The sequence below is a fragment of the Enterococcus sp. AZ063 genome, from assembly GCF_051715045.1.
GTDB classification, from domain to species: domain Bacteria; phylum Bacillota; class Bacilli; order Lactobacillales; family Enterococcaceae; genus Enterococcus_D; species Enterococcus_D casseliflavus.
Genome location: NZ_JBIOTA010000001.1, coordinates 3309139 through 3322552, shown reverse-complemented (window position 1 = coordinate 3322552; position 13414 = coordinate 3309139). Strand labels below are relative to the sequence as shown.

Annotated in this window: 13 protein-coding genes; 9 read left to right on the top strand and 4 right to left on the bottom strand. The window is 45.5% G+C overall.

The features are described from left to right. The first annotated feature begins 284 nt into the window (after positions 1 to 284). From IGK61_RS15545 to udk, 3 genes are all read left to right on the top strand, one after another. Complete coding sequence (locus tag IGK61_RS15545; protein WP_074536133.1) at positions 285 to 1001, top strand: 16S rRNA pseudouridine(516) synthase; 717 nt, start codon at positions 285 to 287, stop codon at positions 999 to 1001. Positions 1002 to 1015: 14 nt separating this feature from the next. Beyond that, positions 1016 to 1699, top strand: a complete 684-nt coding sequence (locus IGK61_RS15540; RefSeq protein ID WP_074536131.1) for a YjjG family noncanonical pyrimidine nucleotidase — start codon at positions 1016 to 1018, stop codon at positions 1697 to 1699. Positions 1700 to 1782: 83 nt separating this feature from the next. Then, on the top strand, positions 1783 to 2406 hold the full coding sequence (gene udk, locus IGK61_RS15535; protein WP_005227927.1) for a uridine kinase: 624 nt from the start codon (positions 1783 to 1785) through the stop codon (positions 2404 to 2406). A gap of 348 nt (positions 2407 to 2754) precedes the next feature. On the opposite strand, the gene IGK61_RS15530 is transcribed toward udk, so the two are convergent. From IGK61_RS15530 to IGK61_RS15520, 3 genes are read right to left on the bottom strand one after another with little or no spacing between them, the layout of a single operon-like run. Then, complete coding sequence (locus IGK61_RS15530; RefSeq protein WP_074536129.1) at positions 2755 to 3228, bottom strand: GNAT family N-acetyltransferase; 474 nt, start codon at positions 3226 to 3228, stop codon at positions 2755 to 2757. Between the two features lie 13 nt (positions 3229 to 3241). Continuing rightward, complete coding sequence (locus tag IGK61_RS15525) at positions 3242 to 4558, bottom strand: sensor histidine kinase (RefSeq protein ID WP_005227932.1); 1317 nt, start codon at positions 4556 to 4558, stop codon at positions 3242 to 3244. A 3-nt stretch (positions 4559 to 4561) separates the two neighbouring features. Further along, positions 4562 to 5236, bottom strand: coding sequence for a response regulator transcription factor (locus IGK61_RS15520; protein WP_005227933.1), 675 nt, complete (start codon positions 5234 to 5236; stop codon positions 4562 to 4564). A gap of 132 nt (positions 5237 to 5368) precedes the next feature. On the opposite strand from IGK61_RS15520, the gene IGK61_RS15515 reads away from it, so the two are divergent. The 6 genes from IGK61_RS15515 (at position 5369) to IGK61_RS15490 (ending at position 11581) form a co-directional block, all read left to right on the top strand. Further along, positions 5369 to 6091: a polyphosphate polymerase domain-containing protein gene (locus tag IGK61_RS15515; protein ID WP_074536127.1), complete on the top strand. Its 723-nt coding sequence runs from the start codon at positions 5369 to 5371 to the stop codon at positions 6089 to 6091. Further along, positions 6081 to 6758: a DUF4956 domain-containing protein gene (locus IGK61_RS15510; protein ID WP_074536126.1), complete on the top strand. Its 678-nt coding sequence runs from the start codon at positions 6081 to 6083 to the stop codon at positions 6756 to 6758. Before IGK61_RS15515 ends, IGK61_RS15510 begins: the two co-directional genes overlap by 11 nt. Positions 6759 to 6773: 15 nt before the next feature. Then, complete coding sequence (locus tag IGK61_RS15505) at positions 6774 to 8630, top strand: carbohydrate-binding domain-containing protein (RefSeq protein WP_074536124.1); 1857 nt, start codon at positions 6774 to 6776, stop codon at positions 8628 to 8630. A 170-nt stretch (positions 8631 to 8800) separates the two neighbouring features. Continuing rightward, positions 8801 to 10285 (top strand): ABC transporter permease, encoded by a 1485-nt coding sequence (locus tag IGK61_RS15500; RefSeq protein WP_005231794.1) that lies wholly within the window; start codon positions 8801 to 8803, stop codon positions 10283 to 10285. 10 nt (positions 10286 to 10295) lie between these two features. After that, positions 10296 to 10961 carry an ABC transporter ATP-binding protein gene (locus IGK61_RS15495; protein ID WP_074536122.1) on the top strand — a complete coding sequence of 222 codons (666 nt, stop codon included), beginning with the start codon at positions 10296 to 10298 and terminating at the stop codon, positions 10959 to 10961. A 167-nt stretch (positions 10962 to 11128) separates the two neighbouring features. Then, a complete protein-coding gene (locus tag IGK61_RS15490; RefSeq protein WP_015510428.1) occupies positions 11129 to 11581 on the top strand; it encodes a YaiI/YqxD family protein in 453 nt (150 codons plus the stop codon). 52 nt (positions 11582 to 11633) lie between these two features. Here the strand turns inward: IGK61_RS15490 and IGK61_RS15485 are convergent, their stop codons facing one another. Continuing rightward, a complete protein-coding gene (locus IGK61_RS15485) occupies positions 11634 to 13376 on the bottom strand; it encodes an ABC1 kinase family protein (RefSeq protein ID WP_015510427.1) in 1743 nt (580 codons plus the stop codon). Positions 13377 to 13414: the final 38 nt, after the last annotated feature.

The following is a 13414-nucleotide window of genomic DNA, read 5'->3' as shown; positions in this document are numbered from 1 at the left end:
AAATTTTCTCGTTAATAACGAGATTTTTTAAGCAAATTTTGTTAACTCTGCACATTAAGTGGTACGTGAGTGAAAACACGCAAAAGGGCAGTTGTGTACACAACTGCCCCAGAAAGTTTTGGTTCAACTTTTCTCCACCAGGTCATAACGCTGTGTATGAGAAACTATATTTACTTTACTCTTTAACCTTACGCAAAAAGACAAAGAAAGTCAAATCATTTGAAATCCTGGCAGTTTCCTTTCGCTAGATCCTGAGCTATAATAGCCACTATGGAGAAAAATTTATGCGTTTAGATAAAGTGATCGAGCAACAATTGAATACTTCTCGTAAAGAGATGAAACGGTTGTTTCAGCAAGGAAAAGTCCTCGTGGACCAAAGGATTGAAGGGCGACCTGAGCGCAATGTCGATAGCGCCATCCATCAAATCATCGTTGCGGGTCGTCAGTTGGAGACGCAGGAACGCTATTATATCGTCAACAAGCCCAATGGTGTTGTTACAGCGAATGTTGATCAACAGCACCAGACAGTGATCGATTTGATTGCACCAAGGGACCAGCACCCAGATCTTTATGCCGTCGGTCGATTGGATCGGGACACGGAAGGGTTGGTATTAGTTACGACGAATGGTCAGTTAGGCTATGACTTGCTGCATCCCACGAAAAAGGTGACCAAGCGATATGAAGTGGTGGTCAATGACTTGGTGACTCCTGAAGATGTGGCGGCATTTGCCACAGGGATCACCTTTCATGGTGGTGTCACTTGCAAACCAGCTGCCCTAACGATCATCGATGCCCGAGCGGCTCGTTCCTTTGTTTCGTTAGAAATTGCTGAAGGCAAGTTCCATCAAGTGAAAAAGATGTTTTTAGCCCGAGGGAAAAAAGTCATTCAGCTGAAACGAACAGCGATGGGTTCGCTGGTTCTACCAGATGATTTAGCAGTGGGGAGTTATCGCTCGCTGACGCAAGAAGAATTAAAAGGACTGGCGGCGCATTTCCGCTGAGAAAGAGGGAGAAAATGAAGTATAAAACATTATTATTTGATGTCGATGACACGATCCTCGATTTTCAAGATACCGAAGATCAAGCCTTAAAAGCACTATTTGAAGCTCATGGCTTGGAAATGAACCCAGAGCGCAAACAAAGCTATCAAACGATCAATCATGATTTGTGGCAGCAGTTTGAGCAAGGGAAAATCACGAGAGACCAAGTCATCAATGAGCGTTTCGGTTTGTTTTTTGAAACGCAAGGCATTCAGGTCGATAGTCCAGCAGTTGAATTGGCCTATCGGGAATTTCTAAATGAAGGACATAAACTGTTAGACAACAGTGATGAGATCTTAGCGGAGTTGGCGCAGCATTTTGACCTATACGTGGTGACGAACGGGGTTTCTGAAACCCAATATCGCCGCTTGGAAGATGCCAAATTAAAGCCGTATTTCCGTGATATTTTTGTTTCAGAAGATACAGGGTATCAAAAACCAATGAAAGAATATTTTGACTATGTGTTTGCTCGCATACCAAACGTTAAAAAACAAGAAACAGTCATCATTGGCGATTCACTGACTTCAGATATCTTAGGCGGACAACTGGCAGGGATCGATACGATTTGGTTCAATCCAAAGAAAAAAAACAGTGGTGAGATTCAGCCTACTTATGAGATCGAACGTTTGCAGCAATTACTTCCTTTATTGCAGCACTGATTCTACAGAAACAGTAGTAATTTGCCGAATTTTCGCTATAATAGAACCAGTGTGAATTTTTTAAGATGAAAGAGGTTAATTGAATGACGAATGGCAAGCCCATTATTATTGGTGTGACAGGTGGATCAGGTAGTGGAAAAACAAGCGTGAGTCGGGCGATCTTTAATCATTTCCCCAACCATTCTATTATGATGCTTGAACAAGATTCCTACTATAAAGACCAAAGTGATCTGAGCTTTGAAGAACGGTTGAACACCAACTATGACCATCCTTTTGCATTTGATACTGATTTGTTGATCGATCACTTGCAACAGCTGCTTGCATATCAAACGATCGAAAAACCCGTCTATGATTATGTTGCGCATACCCGCAGCGAAGCAACGATCATTCAAGAACCCAAAGAAGTCATTATCTTGGAAGGGATCTTGATTCTAGAAGATGAGCGATTGCGTAATTTAATGGATATTAAACTTTATGTTGATACAGACGATGATATTCGAATCATTCGCCGAATCAAACGTGACATGGAAGAACGTGGCCGGACATTGGATTCTGTGATCGAACAATACTTGACGGTGGTAAAACCGATGTATCATCAATTCATCGAACCGACCAAACGGTATGCCGATGTCATCGTACCAGAAGGCGGCGAAAACCACGTAGCCATCGATTTGATTACGACCAAAGTAGCGACCTTCTTATCCTAAGTTTTTTTATCCATCAATTGGAATGTTTCTATTTGAAAAGTAACAATTGATTCATGAAAAACTGCTGATAGGCACTCTTTCTTGAGAAATGCTTATCAGCAGTTTTAATTTTATAAAAAACAGTAGTATTCCGACTAAATTTATGGTAAAGTAATCCTCATGCGACGAGTCGAGAAGGTCTAGCATTAGCTGACCAGATTGATAGCAGAGGCACACCGCGTAAGCAACCTACCGGATTTGTAGGGTGTCGGAATATTCCTTTTGTGGAGATAGGGTATTCTACTAGCAATAGTACTGTGAGTGAAGAAAGCTGTGAACATTTTTGTTCACAGCTTTTTTTTTGTTCATTTAGGTGAGAGAACAGCGATAGATGGTGGAAGACTCTCCCCAAGGATGGTAGCCTGTTCCGATCGGTTCAAAAGCAAATTTCTCATAAAAAGTAGAAAGATCCGTACATAGATACAGAGAATCAAAACCAGCTCCAGCAACACGTTGCTTGGCTGTTTCGATCAAAAGGCGGGCACCGCCTTGGCCACGCCACAAAGGGTCCACATACAAGGCGCAAAGCCAAGGGGTCAAATCCATCCGACTGATGAAGTCGTTGGGGATCAAGCCACCGCAGCCGATGATTTGATAACGTCCGTCTGCTGCGATTTCTTCGTTGACCAGCAGCAGCCATTGCGGCAAAGGATTTGCTGAAAAACTATGGGTCAGGCTATCCTCATAAACCATGAGGGAGTCGGGACCAGCCCACTGTTTTTGGAAGTAACGAATGGCTTCTGCTAAGTAGTCAGGGTGTTCTTTAAGGGTGATGACCTGCATTTGTTTTTCTCCTTTATCCTTCTTTAGGTAAACGAATCTGAAAAATAACCCCTCGTGGCTGCAAATCTTTGACCTGGATTTGTCCCTTATGCTCTTCAACGATTTGCTTGGCGATCGCTAAGCCTAAACCATAGCCGCCGGTCTCTTTGGAGCGGGAACGATCCTCGCGGTAGAAGCGGTCAAAGATACGGGCTTTTTCTTCATCGGAAATGGCTGGTCCTGTGTTTTTGACCTCGATCAGCCATTGCTTGTTAGAAATCTCCGATAAGAGGGTGATTTTATCACCACTGCTGGTATATTTTAAGGCATTATCTAGGAGGATCACGAGGACTTGATGGATTTTCTTTTGGTCAAAGCAAGCGGTCGTTTTGGCAAAGTTTTCGACAACAAAGTGTTTTTGATCCAATTCGGCAATTTCTTTGAAAGGTTTGACTAAGTCATCGATAAAAGGAGCTAGCTCGATGGTTTCTTTTGTCAAAAGCAATTGATTGGAATCACTGCGGGCGATCGTCAGCAAATCCGCCGTTAATCCAGTCAGCCGCCGAGTTTCCGCTAACGCTTGCGCGATGCTTTCAGATTCTTCAATGATCGTATGATTGGGCTTGGTAAACAGGCGTTCCAGACTGTTTTGAATGATCGTCAATGGTGTGCGCAGCTCATGGGATGCATTTTCGACAAATTCCTGCTGTTTTTTCCAGGAGGCTAAAATGGGGCGCATGTTCAAGCTGGAAAGCAAATAGCTGATCCCGATCGAAAGAATCCAGAAAAAGATCATCGATAAAATCAAAATCGTTTGGAAATTGTTCATCGCATTTTTGATTTGGTTAGTGTTCGCCAAGACTTGGATATAGCCGACACCAGCATCATTTGTTGGTGCTTTGGTGGTGATCGAACGAAACAAAAGGGTCTCTTCTTCCTCTGACAAGGACTGATCCACCACTGAAAAAGATGTGATACTGTCTAAGTGGCTTGTATCTAAAGATAAACTTGCAAGTTGTGAAAAGCGGCCGCCCAAGGTCTGCTTGTTTAATATCTCACCGTCTTCAGACCAGAGAATCAACTGGGTATTGAAGCGATTGGTCCCAGGGATCTTTGGCATGGCACTATCTGGTGGCAATACCTCTAGATTGGATTGCGAAGCGCTGATCTCTGCTTGGATCAAGCGGGTATCTTTGACTGCTTGTTCCAAAGAAATGTCGGTTTGCCGATAAGCCGATTGGTTGAACAATTGGAGGACGATGGTTCCTAAAAGTAAGAAAACCAACGCAAAGGCACTGACATTTAGGAGAAAGGAGTGCAGCCGTTGTCTCTTAGAGCGTTCTTTATTCATAGACTAGGCTCCTTGCATAATATAGCCGACATTTCGCAACGTACGGATCTCTTTGTCGATCCCTGTCTGGCGCAAGTGTTTCCGCAGATTGCTCATATAGACTTCGACGACAGTCAAGGTCGTTTCTGAATCAAATCCCCAGATGCGATCAAAAATCTGTTCCTTGGTCAAAATAATGTTTCTATTTTGTAGAAAATACAGCAGCAGCTCAAATTCTTTCCCTTGGATCGGCAAAAGCTGCCCTTGGTAACTGACCTCATTGGTGCCAAGGTTGCACAGCAATCCGTTATATTCCAGGGTATTTTCATTGAACAAACCTAAGGAGCGTTTTAGCAACGCTTTGATCCGCATCAATAATTCTTCCCGATAAAAAGGCTTGGTCAAATAATCATCTGCCCCTTTTTGAAAACCGGTCACTTTGTCTTCTAAGCCGTCTTTGGCTGTTAAAATCAGGACGGGTGTTTGGAGTCCTTTTTTTCTTAGGGCAGAAAGCACCTCATAACCGTTCATCTCTGGCATCATCAAGTCGAGAATAATCAAATCATAGATCCCCGTTTCTGCCTCGTATAAGCCTTCACTGCCATCATAGGCTTGTGTGACGTCACCGATCTCGCTGACGATTTCTTTCATATTATCAGATAATGTTTTGTCATCTTCGATCACTAATAGTTTAATCATGTTCCCACCTCTTTAAGGATAAGAATAGCACGAATAGCATAAAAAATGCTTAAAAAAACTGTTTTGCCTTAAGCTGCATTTAAGATAGCTGCCGTAAATTCAGTGCATGGATTTCAAGGGAGGAGCATTTTTATGAAATTGAAAAAAGTCTTTCAAAGAAAAGAGACAAAATATTTAATAGCCAAGGAACAATTTCCTGCATTTCTTGCTGAGCTGCAGCAAAGAATGGCGATCGATGAATATGGGCAGCACACGATTATGTCCTTGTATTACGATACCCACGATTACCGCTTTATTCGTCATTCGATGGACAAACCGAAATACAAAGAAAAATTTCGGGTCCGCAGCTATGGCATACCGACAGAGCAGCAGTTGATTTTTTTAGAGATCAAAAAGAAAGTCAATGGCGTGGTCTACAAACGCCGAGTCCCGCTGCCCTATGCTGACTATTGTCGCTGGTTGCAAACAGGGGTCTTGCCGTCAATGGCAGAAGCACCGCAAATCGCTGCAGAGATCCACTGGCTATTTAAGCAAAACCCAGACTTGCTGCCGAAAGTGTTGATTGCCTATGATCGCTTGTCGCTGTTTATTGATGATGATAGTGAATTTCGTGTGACATTCGACCAAAACATTCGCTTTCGCACCTATGATCTCATGTTAGGTTCTGGCAGTGACGGTGCGCTAGTCGCACCGGAAGTTGGAGTGTTGATGGAAGTGAAAGCCCTCGGCGCTTATCCGTTATGGTTTGTGGAGCTGTTGAACAAATACAGCGTGCGCAAAGGTAGCTTTTCGAAATATGCCCAAACCTATCAACGGCATTTGTTCAAGAAGGAGGAATGGTTACATGTTATCTAGTCTATTTTCTGGCGATACGAGCACCCTTGAATGGAGCAGCTTATTGATCTGTATCGCCGCCTCATTGCTTTTAGGAATATTGGTAGCTGCGATCCATATGATCCGCAATGTCTACACAAAAAACTTCGTCATTACCTTGGCTGTTTTACCGATCCTCGTTCAATCCGTGATCATGCTAGTCAACGGCAATCTTGGCACAGGTGTGGCGATCTTAGGCGCCTTCAGTTTGATTCGTTTCCGCTCGGTTCCAGGAGGGTCTAGAGAGATCACCAGTGTCTTTTGGTCGATGGGGATCGGTCTGGCAACTGGGATGGGCTATGTCGGCTATGTCGTGATTTTTTCCATCATCGTGGCGCTTTTCTTGACCCTTTTATACACGGTGCCCTTTGGCGATCGACAAGCCACGAGTGAACGAGAACTGAAAGTCACGATTCCAGAAGATTTGGATTATCCGCAACTATTCGATGATCTCTTTGAAAAATATACGCATTCTGCCAAACTGACATCGGTTCGAACGACCACGATGGGGAGCTTATATGAGTTGCGTTATCAGTTGCTGTTAAAAGACCAAGCGCAAGAAAAACAAATCATTGATGAAGTTCGGGTTCGTAATGGCAATTTACCCGTTGTTTTAGGCAAGCTCACCGCTAACCGCGATGAGCTGTAGAAGGAGGAACCTCTTATGAAAAAACTCATTTATCCGCTCTTACTCTCATCGCTGCTCCTAGGCGCTTGTGGGCAAACCGATAGTAGTAGCACGAGCAGCAGCTCCAGTTCTGCAGCGGCTGTTTCAGGTTCTGCCGCAGTGACCAACGTTGCAACGACTCTTGATGATGCTACGGACTATTATGGCAGTTACGAAGAAGAAGACGTGGATGCCTCCTACGATGAGGCGACCGCCACGCAACTTGAATTGAATGACGGCGATACGACGGCTGTTGATGGCGTTGCAGTGGAAGACCAAACGGTGACGATCACGCAAGCTGGTACCTATGTCGTCAGCGGTTCCTTAAGTAATGGTCAACTGGTTGTCAACGTCAATAAAGAAGAAAAAGTCCATCTGATCTTTGCGGGTGTCACGATCACCAATGAAGACGGGGCGGCAGTCGTCATCGAACAAGCAGAAAAAGTCATCACGACCTTAGCCAGTGATACGACAAATACTCTGATAGATGGCAGCAGCTACACCTTGGCGGAAGGTGAGACGGAACCAGATGCCGCTTTTTATAGTAAAGAAGATTTGTCCATCAACGGTGATGGAACGTTGGTGATCACAGGAAATTACAGCAACGGGCTGCGCAGCAAAGATGATTTGGTTTTAGCTGGTGGCACGATTGAGATCACAGCGAAAAACAATGCCATCAAAGGAAAAGATTCCGTGTCGATCTTGGCAGGGAACTACACACTGAACACCACTGAAGGAGATGGCATCCAAGCGAATAATTCGGAAGATGCGGAAAAAGGCTACGTTGCGATCGATGGCGGTACCTTTACGATCCAAAGTGGGCGTGATGGCATCCAAGCAGAAACAAATTTAAGCATCCAATCAGCCGATCTCACGATCAAAACGGCTGACGGGGCACAAAGTCAGTCGCTAGTGACGGATGAAAGCTACAAAGGATTGAAAGCTGGCGGTGTGATGACCATCAGCAGCGGTACCTTTGCGATCGATAGTGCAGATGATAGCCTGCATGCCAACGATACCATCAACATCACAGGCGGTACGATCACTGCCAACAGTGGTGACGACGGCATACATGCGGACAATGAATTGACGATCTCCGATGGGACGATTGCTATCGAAGAATCCTATGAAGGACTAGAAGCAAGTGTGATCACGATTGCTGGTGGTACGACACATGTCGTGGCTAGCGATGACGGGATCAATGCCGGTGGCGGCAGTGATACAGAGGAAACCACTGGCCAATTTGGGCAAGACAGCTTTGGTGGCGGTCCTGGCGGTGGCGATACCGCAGATGACAGCAAACAAATCACAATCACTGGTGGGACGTTGGTGGTCGATGCCGAAGGGGATGGCCTGGACAGTAACGGCAATGTCACTATGAGTGATGGGGTCGTCATCGTAAATGGTCCAACGACCGGTGGCAATGGCGCTTTGGATTATAACGGGACGTTTGAAATCACTGGCGGTGTCTTGTTAGCTGCTGGTACGACCGATATGGCCATGAATGTCAGTGGGGGAAGTCAACAGTCGATCGGGATCAGTTTCGATCAAACCCAAGCAGCAGAGACCCTTGTGACCTTAAAGGATAGTCAAGGACAGACGATCTTGTCCTATGCACCAAGTAAAAGCTACCAACATGTGGTTCTTTCTAGCCCAGATTTGACGGATAGCAGCTATACATTGGTCAGTGGGGGAACGAATGATGTGCAAGCTGTTTCTGGTTATTATGCTGGTGGGACCCTTAGTGATGGGACGGAATTAGGAACGTTGCCCGTCACGGAAACGATCGCCAACTTGACCCAATCAGGAGCGACAGCGACAACCAATCAAATGGGCGGTGGCTTTGGCCGTTAGTTGAAGGGACATCGATCATTCCCTGGGGGTCATCAATAAAACGTGCAGATCGCAGAAGACAGCTGCGGTCTGTTCCAACGTTTTGAAAAATCTGGGGAAGATTTAAGTTCAATTTAAGCTAAGGTTCTTATAGTCGAAATACAATAATTTGCCATTCAGGAGGAACAAAGATGAATTTTTTGAAACGAGGGCTCCAAAGTTTATGGGCGAAAAAAGGCCGGAGTCTGCTGCTGATTGCCGTATTTTCTGCAATCTTGATTTTTGTATTGGCGGGTTTGACGATTCGCAGTGCAGCGCTAGTAGCGACTGAAAATGCTCAGAAAAGTGTCGGCGCAACCGTGACGTTGCAAGCCAACCGTGAGCAGGCTTTTCAGCAAAGAAGTTCTTCATCTGACAGCGATGACCAGAGCACACGTCCAGATCCAGGGAGTTTTCAATCGACACCCGTAGCGATTACAGATGCCCAAGCAATCGCTGATTTAGACGGGGTTGCTTCATATAGTTTTGAAGTCAGTACCTCGGCTGATGCCGTCAGCGGGATCGAACCGATCTCTAGCAGTGACTCCTCGACAGAGTCAGAAGCAACCGATAGTAGCGAGTCGGGGCAAATGGGCGGTATGCCAGGAGGTATGCCTGGTGGGAGTATGAGTACAGGCGATTTCCAAATCACTGGTGTATCAACCAGTGCGGCGTATACGACTTTTTCGGAAGGAACAGCGACTATCACGGATGGAGAAGGGATTACTTCTGAGGACGAAGGCACAAACCAAGTCTTGATTGAATCCTCACTAGCTGAAGCGAATGATTTAGCGGTCGGAGATACGTTTTCAATCACTGATGCAGAGGACAATGAAGTAGAAGTGACGGTCAAAGGAATCTATGAAACGAGTGAAGTTGGCAACAGCATGAGCCAAATGTTTAACTTTCTCAACCCGGCCAACACGATCATTGCCTCTTATACTCTTGCCAATACGTTGAGCGGCAATGAGGATACCATTGATTCAGCAACCTATACCTTGAGTGATCCGTCTGAAATGACGGCATTCGTGGAAGAAGCAGAAGGATTGATCGATACAGAAACCTATAGCATCCAAACCAATGATCAGATGTATCAATCGATGTTGACACCGTTGAATAATGTCGCGAGCTTTGCCAAAAATATTATTGTGTTAGTTGCTGCTGCCGGTATCATTATTTTGACGTTGATCGTGATGATGTCGATTCGGGAACGTCGCTATGAGATTGGCGTATTGCTCTCTTTAGGCGAGTCACGAGCCAAAGTGATCCTACAGTTTTTCACAGAGATTTTTGTCTGCATGGTATTTGCTTTAGGGATCGCGGCCGCTAGCGGTAATCTAGTCGGTAATGCCGTCGGAGAGCAATTATTGGCACAGCAAACCGAAACGACGACGGATCAGGCAGCCGCTGAAAACGCTGGACCTGGAGGCGGAGAGATGCCGCAAATGGGCGGCAACCGTGGCGGTTCTTTCCCATCCTTCACCCAATCAGCAGAAGTGGAGTCCTTAGAAATTACCGTTTCCCCTCAACAAATTGGTCTATTGGCATTACTCGGTCTAGGGATCAGCTTTGGCTCGATCTTACTCTCGTCGGCGGGCATTTTGCGGCTGAACCCGAAAAAAATCTTGGTTTCTTAGGAGGAACGACATGACATTACGAACAGAACAATTAGGCTATTGGTATCAAAGCGAAGCAGAAGCCCTGTTTCGTGGCGTTGACTTGACCTTCGAGCCTGGCAAGATGTATGCGATCTTAGGTTCCAGCGGATCGGGGAAAACGACCTTCCTGTCGCTGATCACAGGCCTAGATACCCCGAAAGAAGGAAAGATTTTCTACAACGAAGAAACGTTAGCAAAAATCGGGCTGCGGGAGTACCGCCGCAAAGATGTGTCCATCGTGTTCCAAGCCTATAATCTATTGCCTTATCTGTCGGCATTGGACAATGTGGTGACAGCGATGGCGATCGCGAAGTCGCAGCAAGCCGATAAAAAGGCCTACGCTTTAGCAAACTTAGCCAAAGTTGGCATCACGGAAGAGCTGGCACTGAAAAAAGTGACCCAATTATCGGGTGGGCAGCAGCAGCGGGTGGCGATCGTTCGCGCATTGTGCTGTGAGCATGAGCTGATCGTAGCCGATGAACCGACTGGAAACTTGGATGAAACGACGTCCAAAGAGATCGTCAGACTATTTCAAGAAATTGCTCATGAGCAAAAAAAATGTATTATCTTAGTGACCCATGAACAAGAAGTAGCCAAGGCTTGCGATGTCGTTTATGAGCTAAAAGAGCGAGCCTTTTCTAAAGTTGAAGGATAAGCTTTGCTTAGGGTAGCTGCTAGTTATTAGGGCGGAGGCAGTTGCTCTTCCTGAGGCTTTAAATACATCCTCAAGGAAACGGCTGTAAAGTCTGCTTGCATCTTCGCCTTGCTCCTCTTACAATAGAAGTAATTGTAAACGAAGAAACTTGTGAGGGGAGTGTGGAGATGCGACTTTTTATTGACGGCGATGGATCGCCAGTGAAAAACGAAGTGATTGAGCTGGCTCAGCAATATCAGCTGCCGGTGGTGATCGTCACCAGTGTCGATCATTACACGACCAAAGATTATCCTGCCCATGTTCACTTTGTCTATGTCGACAAAGGCTCGGATCGTGCGGATTATGAAATCGTGAAGGAAATAGAGCCGGGTGATTTTCTCGTTACCCAAGATTATGGGTTAGCCTCTTTGGTCTTGCCGAAAAAAGCGCGGGTTTTTCACCATAACGGCACAGAGTATTTGCCAGAAACGATCGATTTTTTACTTGGACAACGCTACTTAGGTGCGCAGATGCGTAAAGCAGGCAAGCGTACAAAAGGACCGAAGCCCTTTACGAAAGAGGATCGGGAAGCCTTCAAACGAATCTTTGAAAACGAATTGCGACAGACTCTTGCAAAATAAGCACCCTCAAGACCCAGCTTCTGCATGAACCACGGGAATTGAAGGTGCTTATTTATTTCTTGCGAAAACGATCATAGAAGTATTTGCTGACTAAAGCCACGATCGCGAAAAATGCTAAGGTATATCCGAAGATCCCCATCTGATGGACGAAGGCTCCTTGTTGCGGGCTGGCGACCACCAATAAGGAAGAGCCAAGGATGACCGCAGCTAGAATAATACCGATCACCAGTCGATTGACCATCTGATCAAAGCGGTCCAATAGCTGTTTTTGTTCGCGGATCTCTAGATTCAATCGGTGTTTACCAGTCGCAAAAGTGTCTAAGACAGCCAAGGTCCGATCGGGAAGATGGCTAAGTGCCCGCAAGCTTTTTGCGGTTGCCAAGGCGCTTTTTTTCACCTCGTCTTCAATACTCAGCTGCTGCAGGAAATATTTTTGTGCAAAAGGCTGAGTGACTTCCATCATTGATAATTCGGGGTCTAAGGCTTTGATCACACCTTCCAAGGTACCAAAAGCCTTGATCAGCAAGGTGATGTCTCGATGCATCTGCAGTTGGTTATCATGGCAGATCGTGATGACTTCCGCCATCACTTTTTGCAAGTCGATATCCTTTAGCGGCATATTATAGTAGTTTTCAACAAATTTTTGCAGGTCTTGGTAGAAGGCGACTTCGTCAAAGGAACTGCCGCTGCTGTTGCACAACCGCAAGACGGCTTTGCCGACTTCTTGGGTGTCTTGGGTATAAAGAGCAATCAACGCATCGGCTAAACGGCTGCGTAAAGACTGATCCAAATGACCCATCATCCCAAAGTCCAAGAAAATCACTTGGTAAGGCGGCATGACAGCTTCTTCTTGCCATTTCAACGAGTAATCGACCCCGCCGAGGACACCGACGCGCTGCTTGACCTGAAATGGTTGTGGGCGGTTGGCTTGATCCGTGAAGACATGCAAGAAAAGATTGCCAGGATGTGGATCAGCGTGAAAGAAGCCATCTTCAAAGACTTGTTTCATAAAGTTTTCGACTAATAGCGTCCCCACTTGTTTTTTCACGGCTTTAACGGACTGATTGTCATAAACGATGTCTTGATTTTTGCGGGTCAGTAAGCAATTCAAGCTTTCACCTGCCATGTAATCCATGACTAATACTTTTTGGGTACACCATTCGGGATAAACTTTTGGCAATGCCAACTGCGGGTCTTGGTGATTGTTGCGGTAGAATTCCTGTGCGTTTTTCATCTCTTGCAAAAAATTTGTTTCATTGGCAAGTGATCGTCGGACTTCGCTTAGCACGCTTTTTAAATCCACCACATTGGCTTCTGGAATTGCGCGAACCAACGGCAGGGCTTTTTCAAAAAGATCGAGATCCACTTGAATTGCCGCAATGATCCCTGGATGCTGTACTTTGACGATCACTTCTTTGCCGCTGAGCAAGTTTGCTCGATGGGCTTGTCCGATGGAAGCTGAGGCGACTGGAATTTCATCAAAAGCGGAAAAAACTTCCGTTAGCGGTTGCTGCAGTTCTGCTTCCAGCAGTGCTTTGACCTTGGGAAATGGATCACTTTTGACATTGTCCTGCAGCTGCTTGAATTCATCGACAAAGGTGCTGGAAAGTAGATCATTGCGGACCGAAAGCATCTGCCCGATTTTGATAAATGTTGGTCCTAATTCTTCAAACGCTTGACGCACCATTTCGGGGTGCTGCTGTTTGCTGATATTTTGAACGACTTTGTATTTCAAAAAGACTTGAACGATTTGTTTTAATCGTCCTTTTCTAGAAGGAGCGGTTTGTTCTGTCATAGGTCCCACCTCTTTAAACGTGCCGTGATATATTCATA

Excerpts from the sequence above, each read along its gene's own strand:
- IGK61_RS15545 (WP_074536133.1), top strand. The coding sequence starts at position 285 with ATGCGTTTAGATAAAGTGATCGAGCAACAATTGAATACTTCTCGTAAA.
- IGK61_RS15540 (WP_074536131.1), top strand. The coding sequence starts at position 1,016 with ATGAAGTATAAAACATTATTATTTGATGTCGATGACACGATCCTCGAT.
- udk (WP_005227927.1), top strand. The coding sequence starts at position 1,783 with ATGACGAATGGCAAGCCCATTATTATTGGTGTGACAGGTGGATCAGGT.
- IGK61_RS15530 (WP_074536129.1), bottom strand. The coding sequence starts at position 3,228 with ATGCAGGTCATCACCCTTAAAGAACACCCTGACTACTTAGCAGAAGCC.
- IGK61_RS15525 (WP_005227932.1), bottom strand. The coding sequence starts at position 4,558 with ATGAATAAAGAACGCTCTAAGAGACAACGGCTGCACTCCTTTCTCCTA.
- IGK61_RS15520 (WP_005227933.1), bottom strand. The coding sequence starts at position 5,236 with ATGATTAAACTATTAGTGATCGAAGATGACAAAACATTATCTGATAAT.
- IGK61_RS15515 (WP_074536127.1), top strand. The coding sequence starts at position 5,369 with ATGAAATTGAAAAAAGTCTTTCAAAGAAAAGAGACAAAATATTTAATA.
- IGK61_RS15510 (WP_074536126.1), top strand. The coding sequence starts at position 6,081 with ATGTTATCTAGTCTATTTTCTGGCGATACGAGCACCCTTGAATGGAGC.
- IGK61_RS15505 (WP_074536124.1), top strand. The coding sequence starts at position 6,774 with ATGAAAAAACTCATTTATCCGCTCTTACTCTCATCGCTGCTCCTAGGC.
- IGK61_RS15500 (WP_005231794.1), top strand. The coding sequence starts at position 8,801 with ATGAATTTTTTGAAACGAGGGCTCCAAAGTTTATGGGCGAAAAAAGGC.
- IGK61_RS15495 (WP_074536122.1), top strand. The coding sequence starts at position 10,296 with ATGACATTACGAACAGAACAATTAGGCTATTGGTATCAAAGCGAAGCA.
- IGK61_RS15490 (WP_015510428.1), top strand. The coding sequence starts at position 11,129 with ATGCGACTTTTTATTGACGGCGATGGATCGCCAGTGAAAAACGAAGTG.
- IGK61_RS15485 (WP_015510427.1), bottom strand. The coding sequence starts at position 13,376 with ATGACAGAACAAACCGCTCCTTCTAGAAAAGGACGATTAAAACAAATC.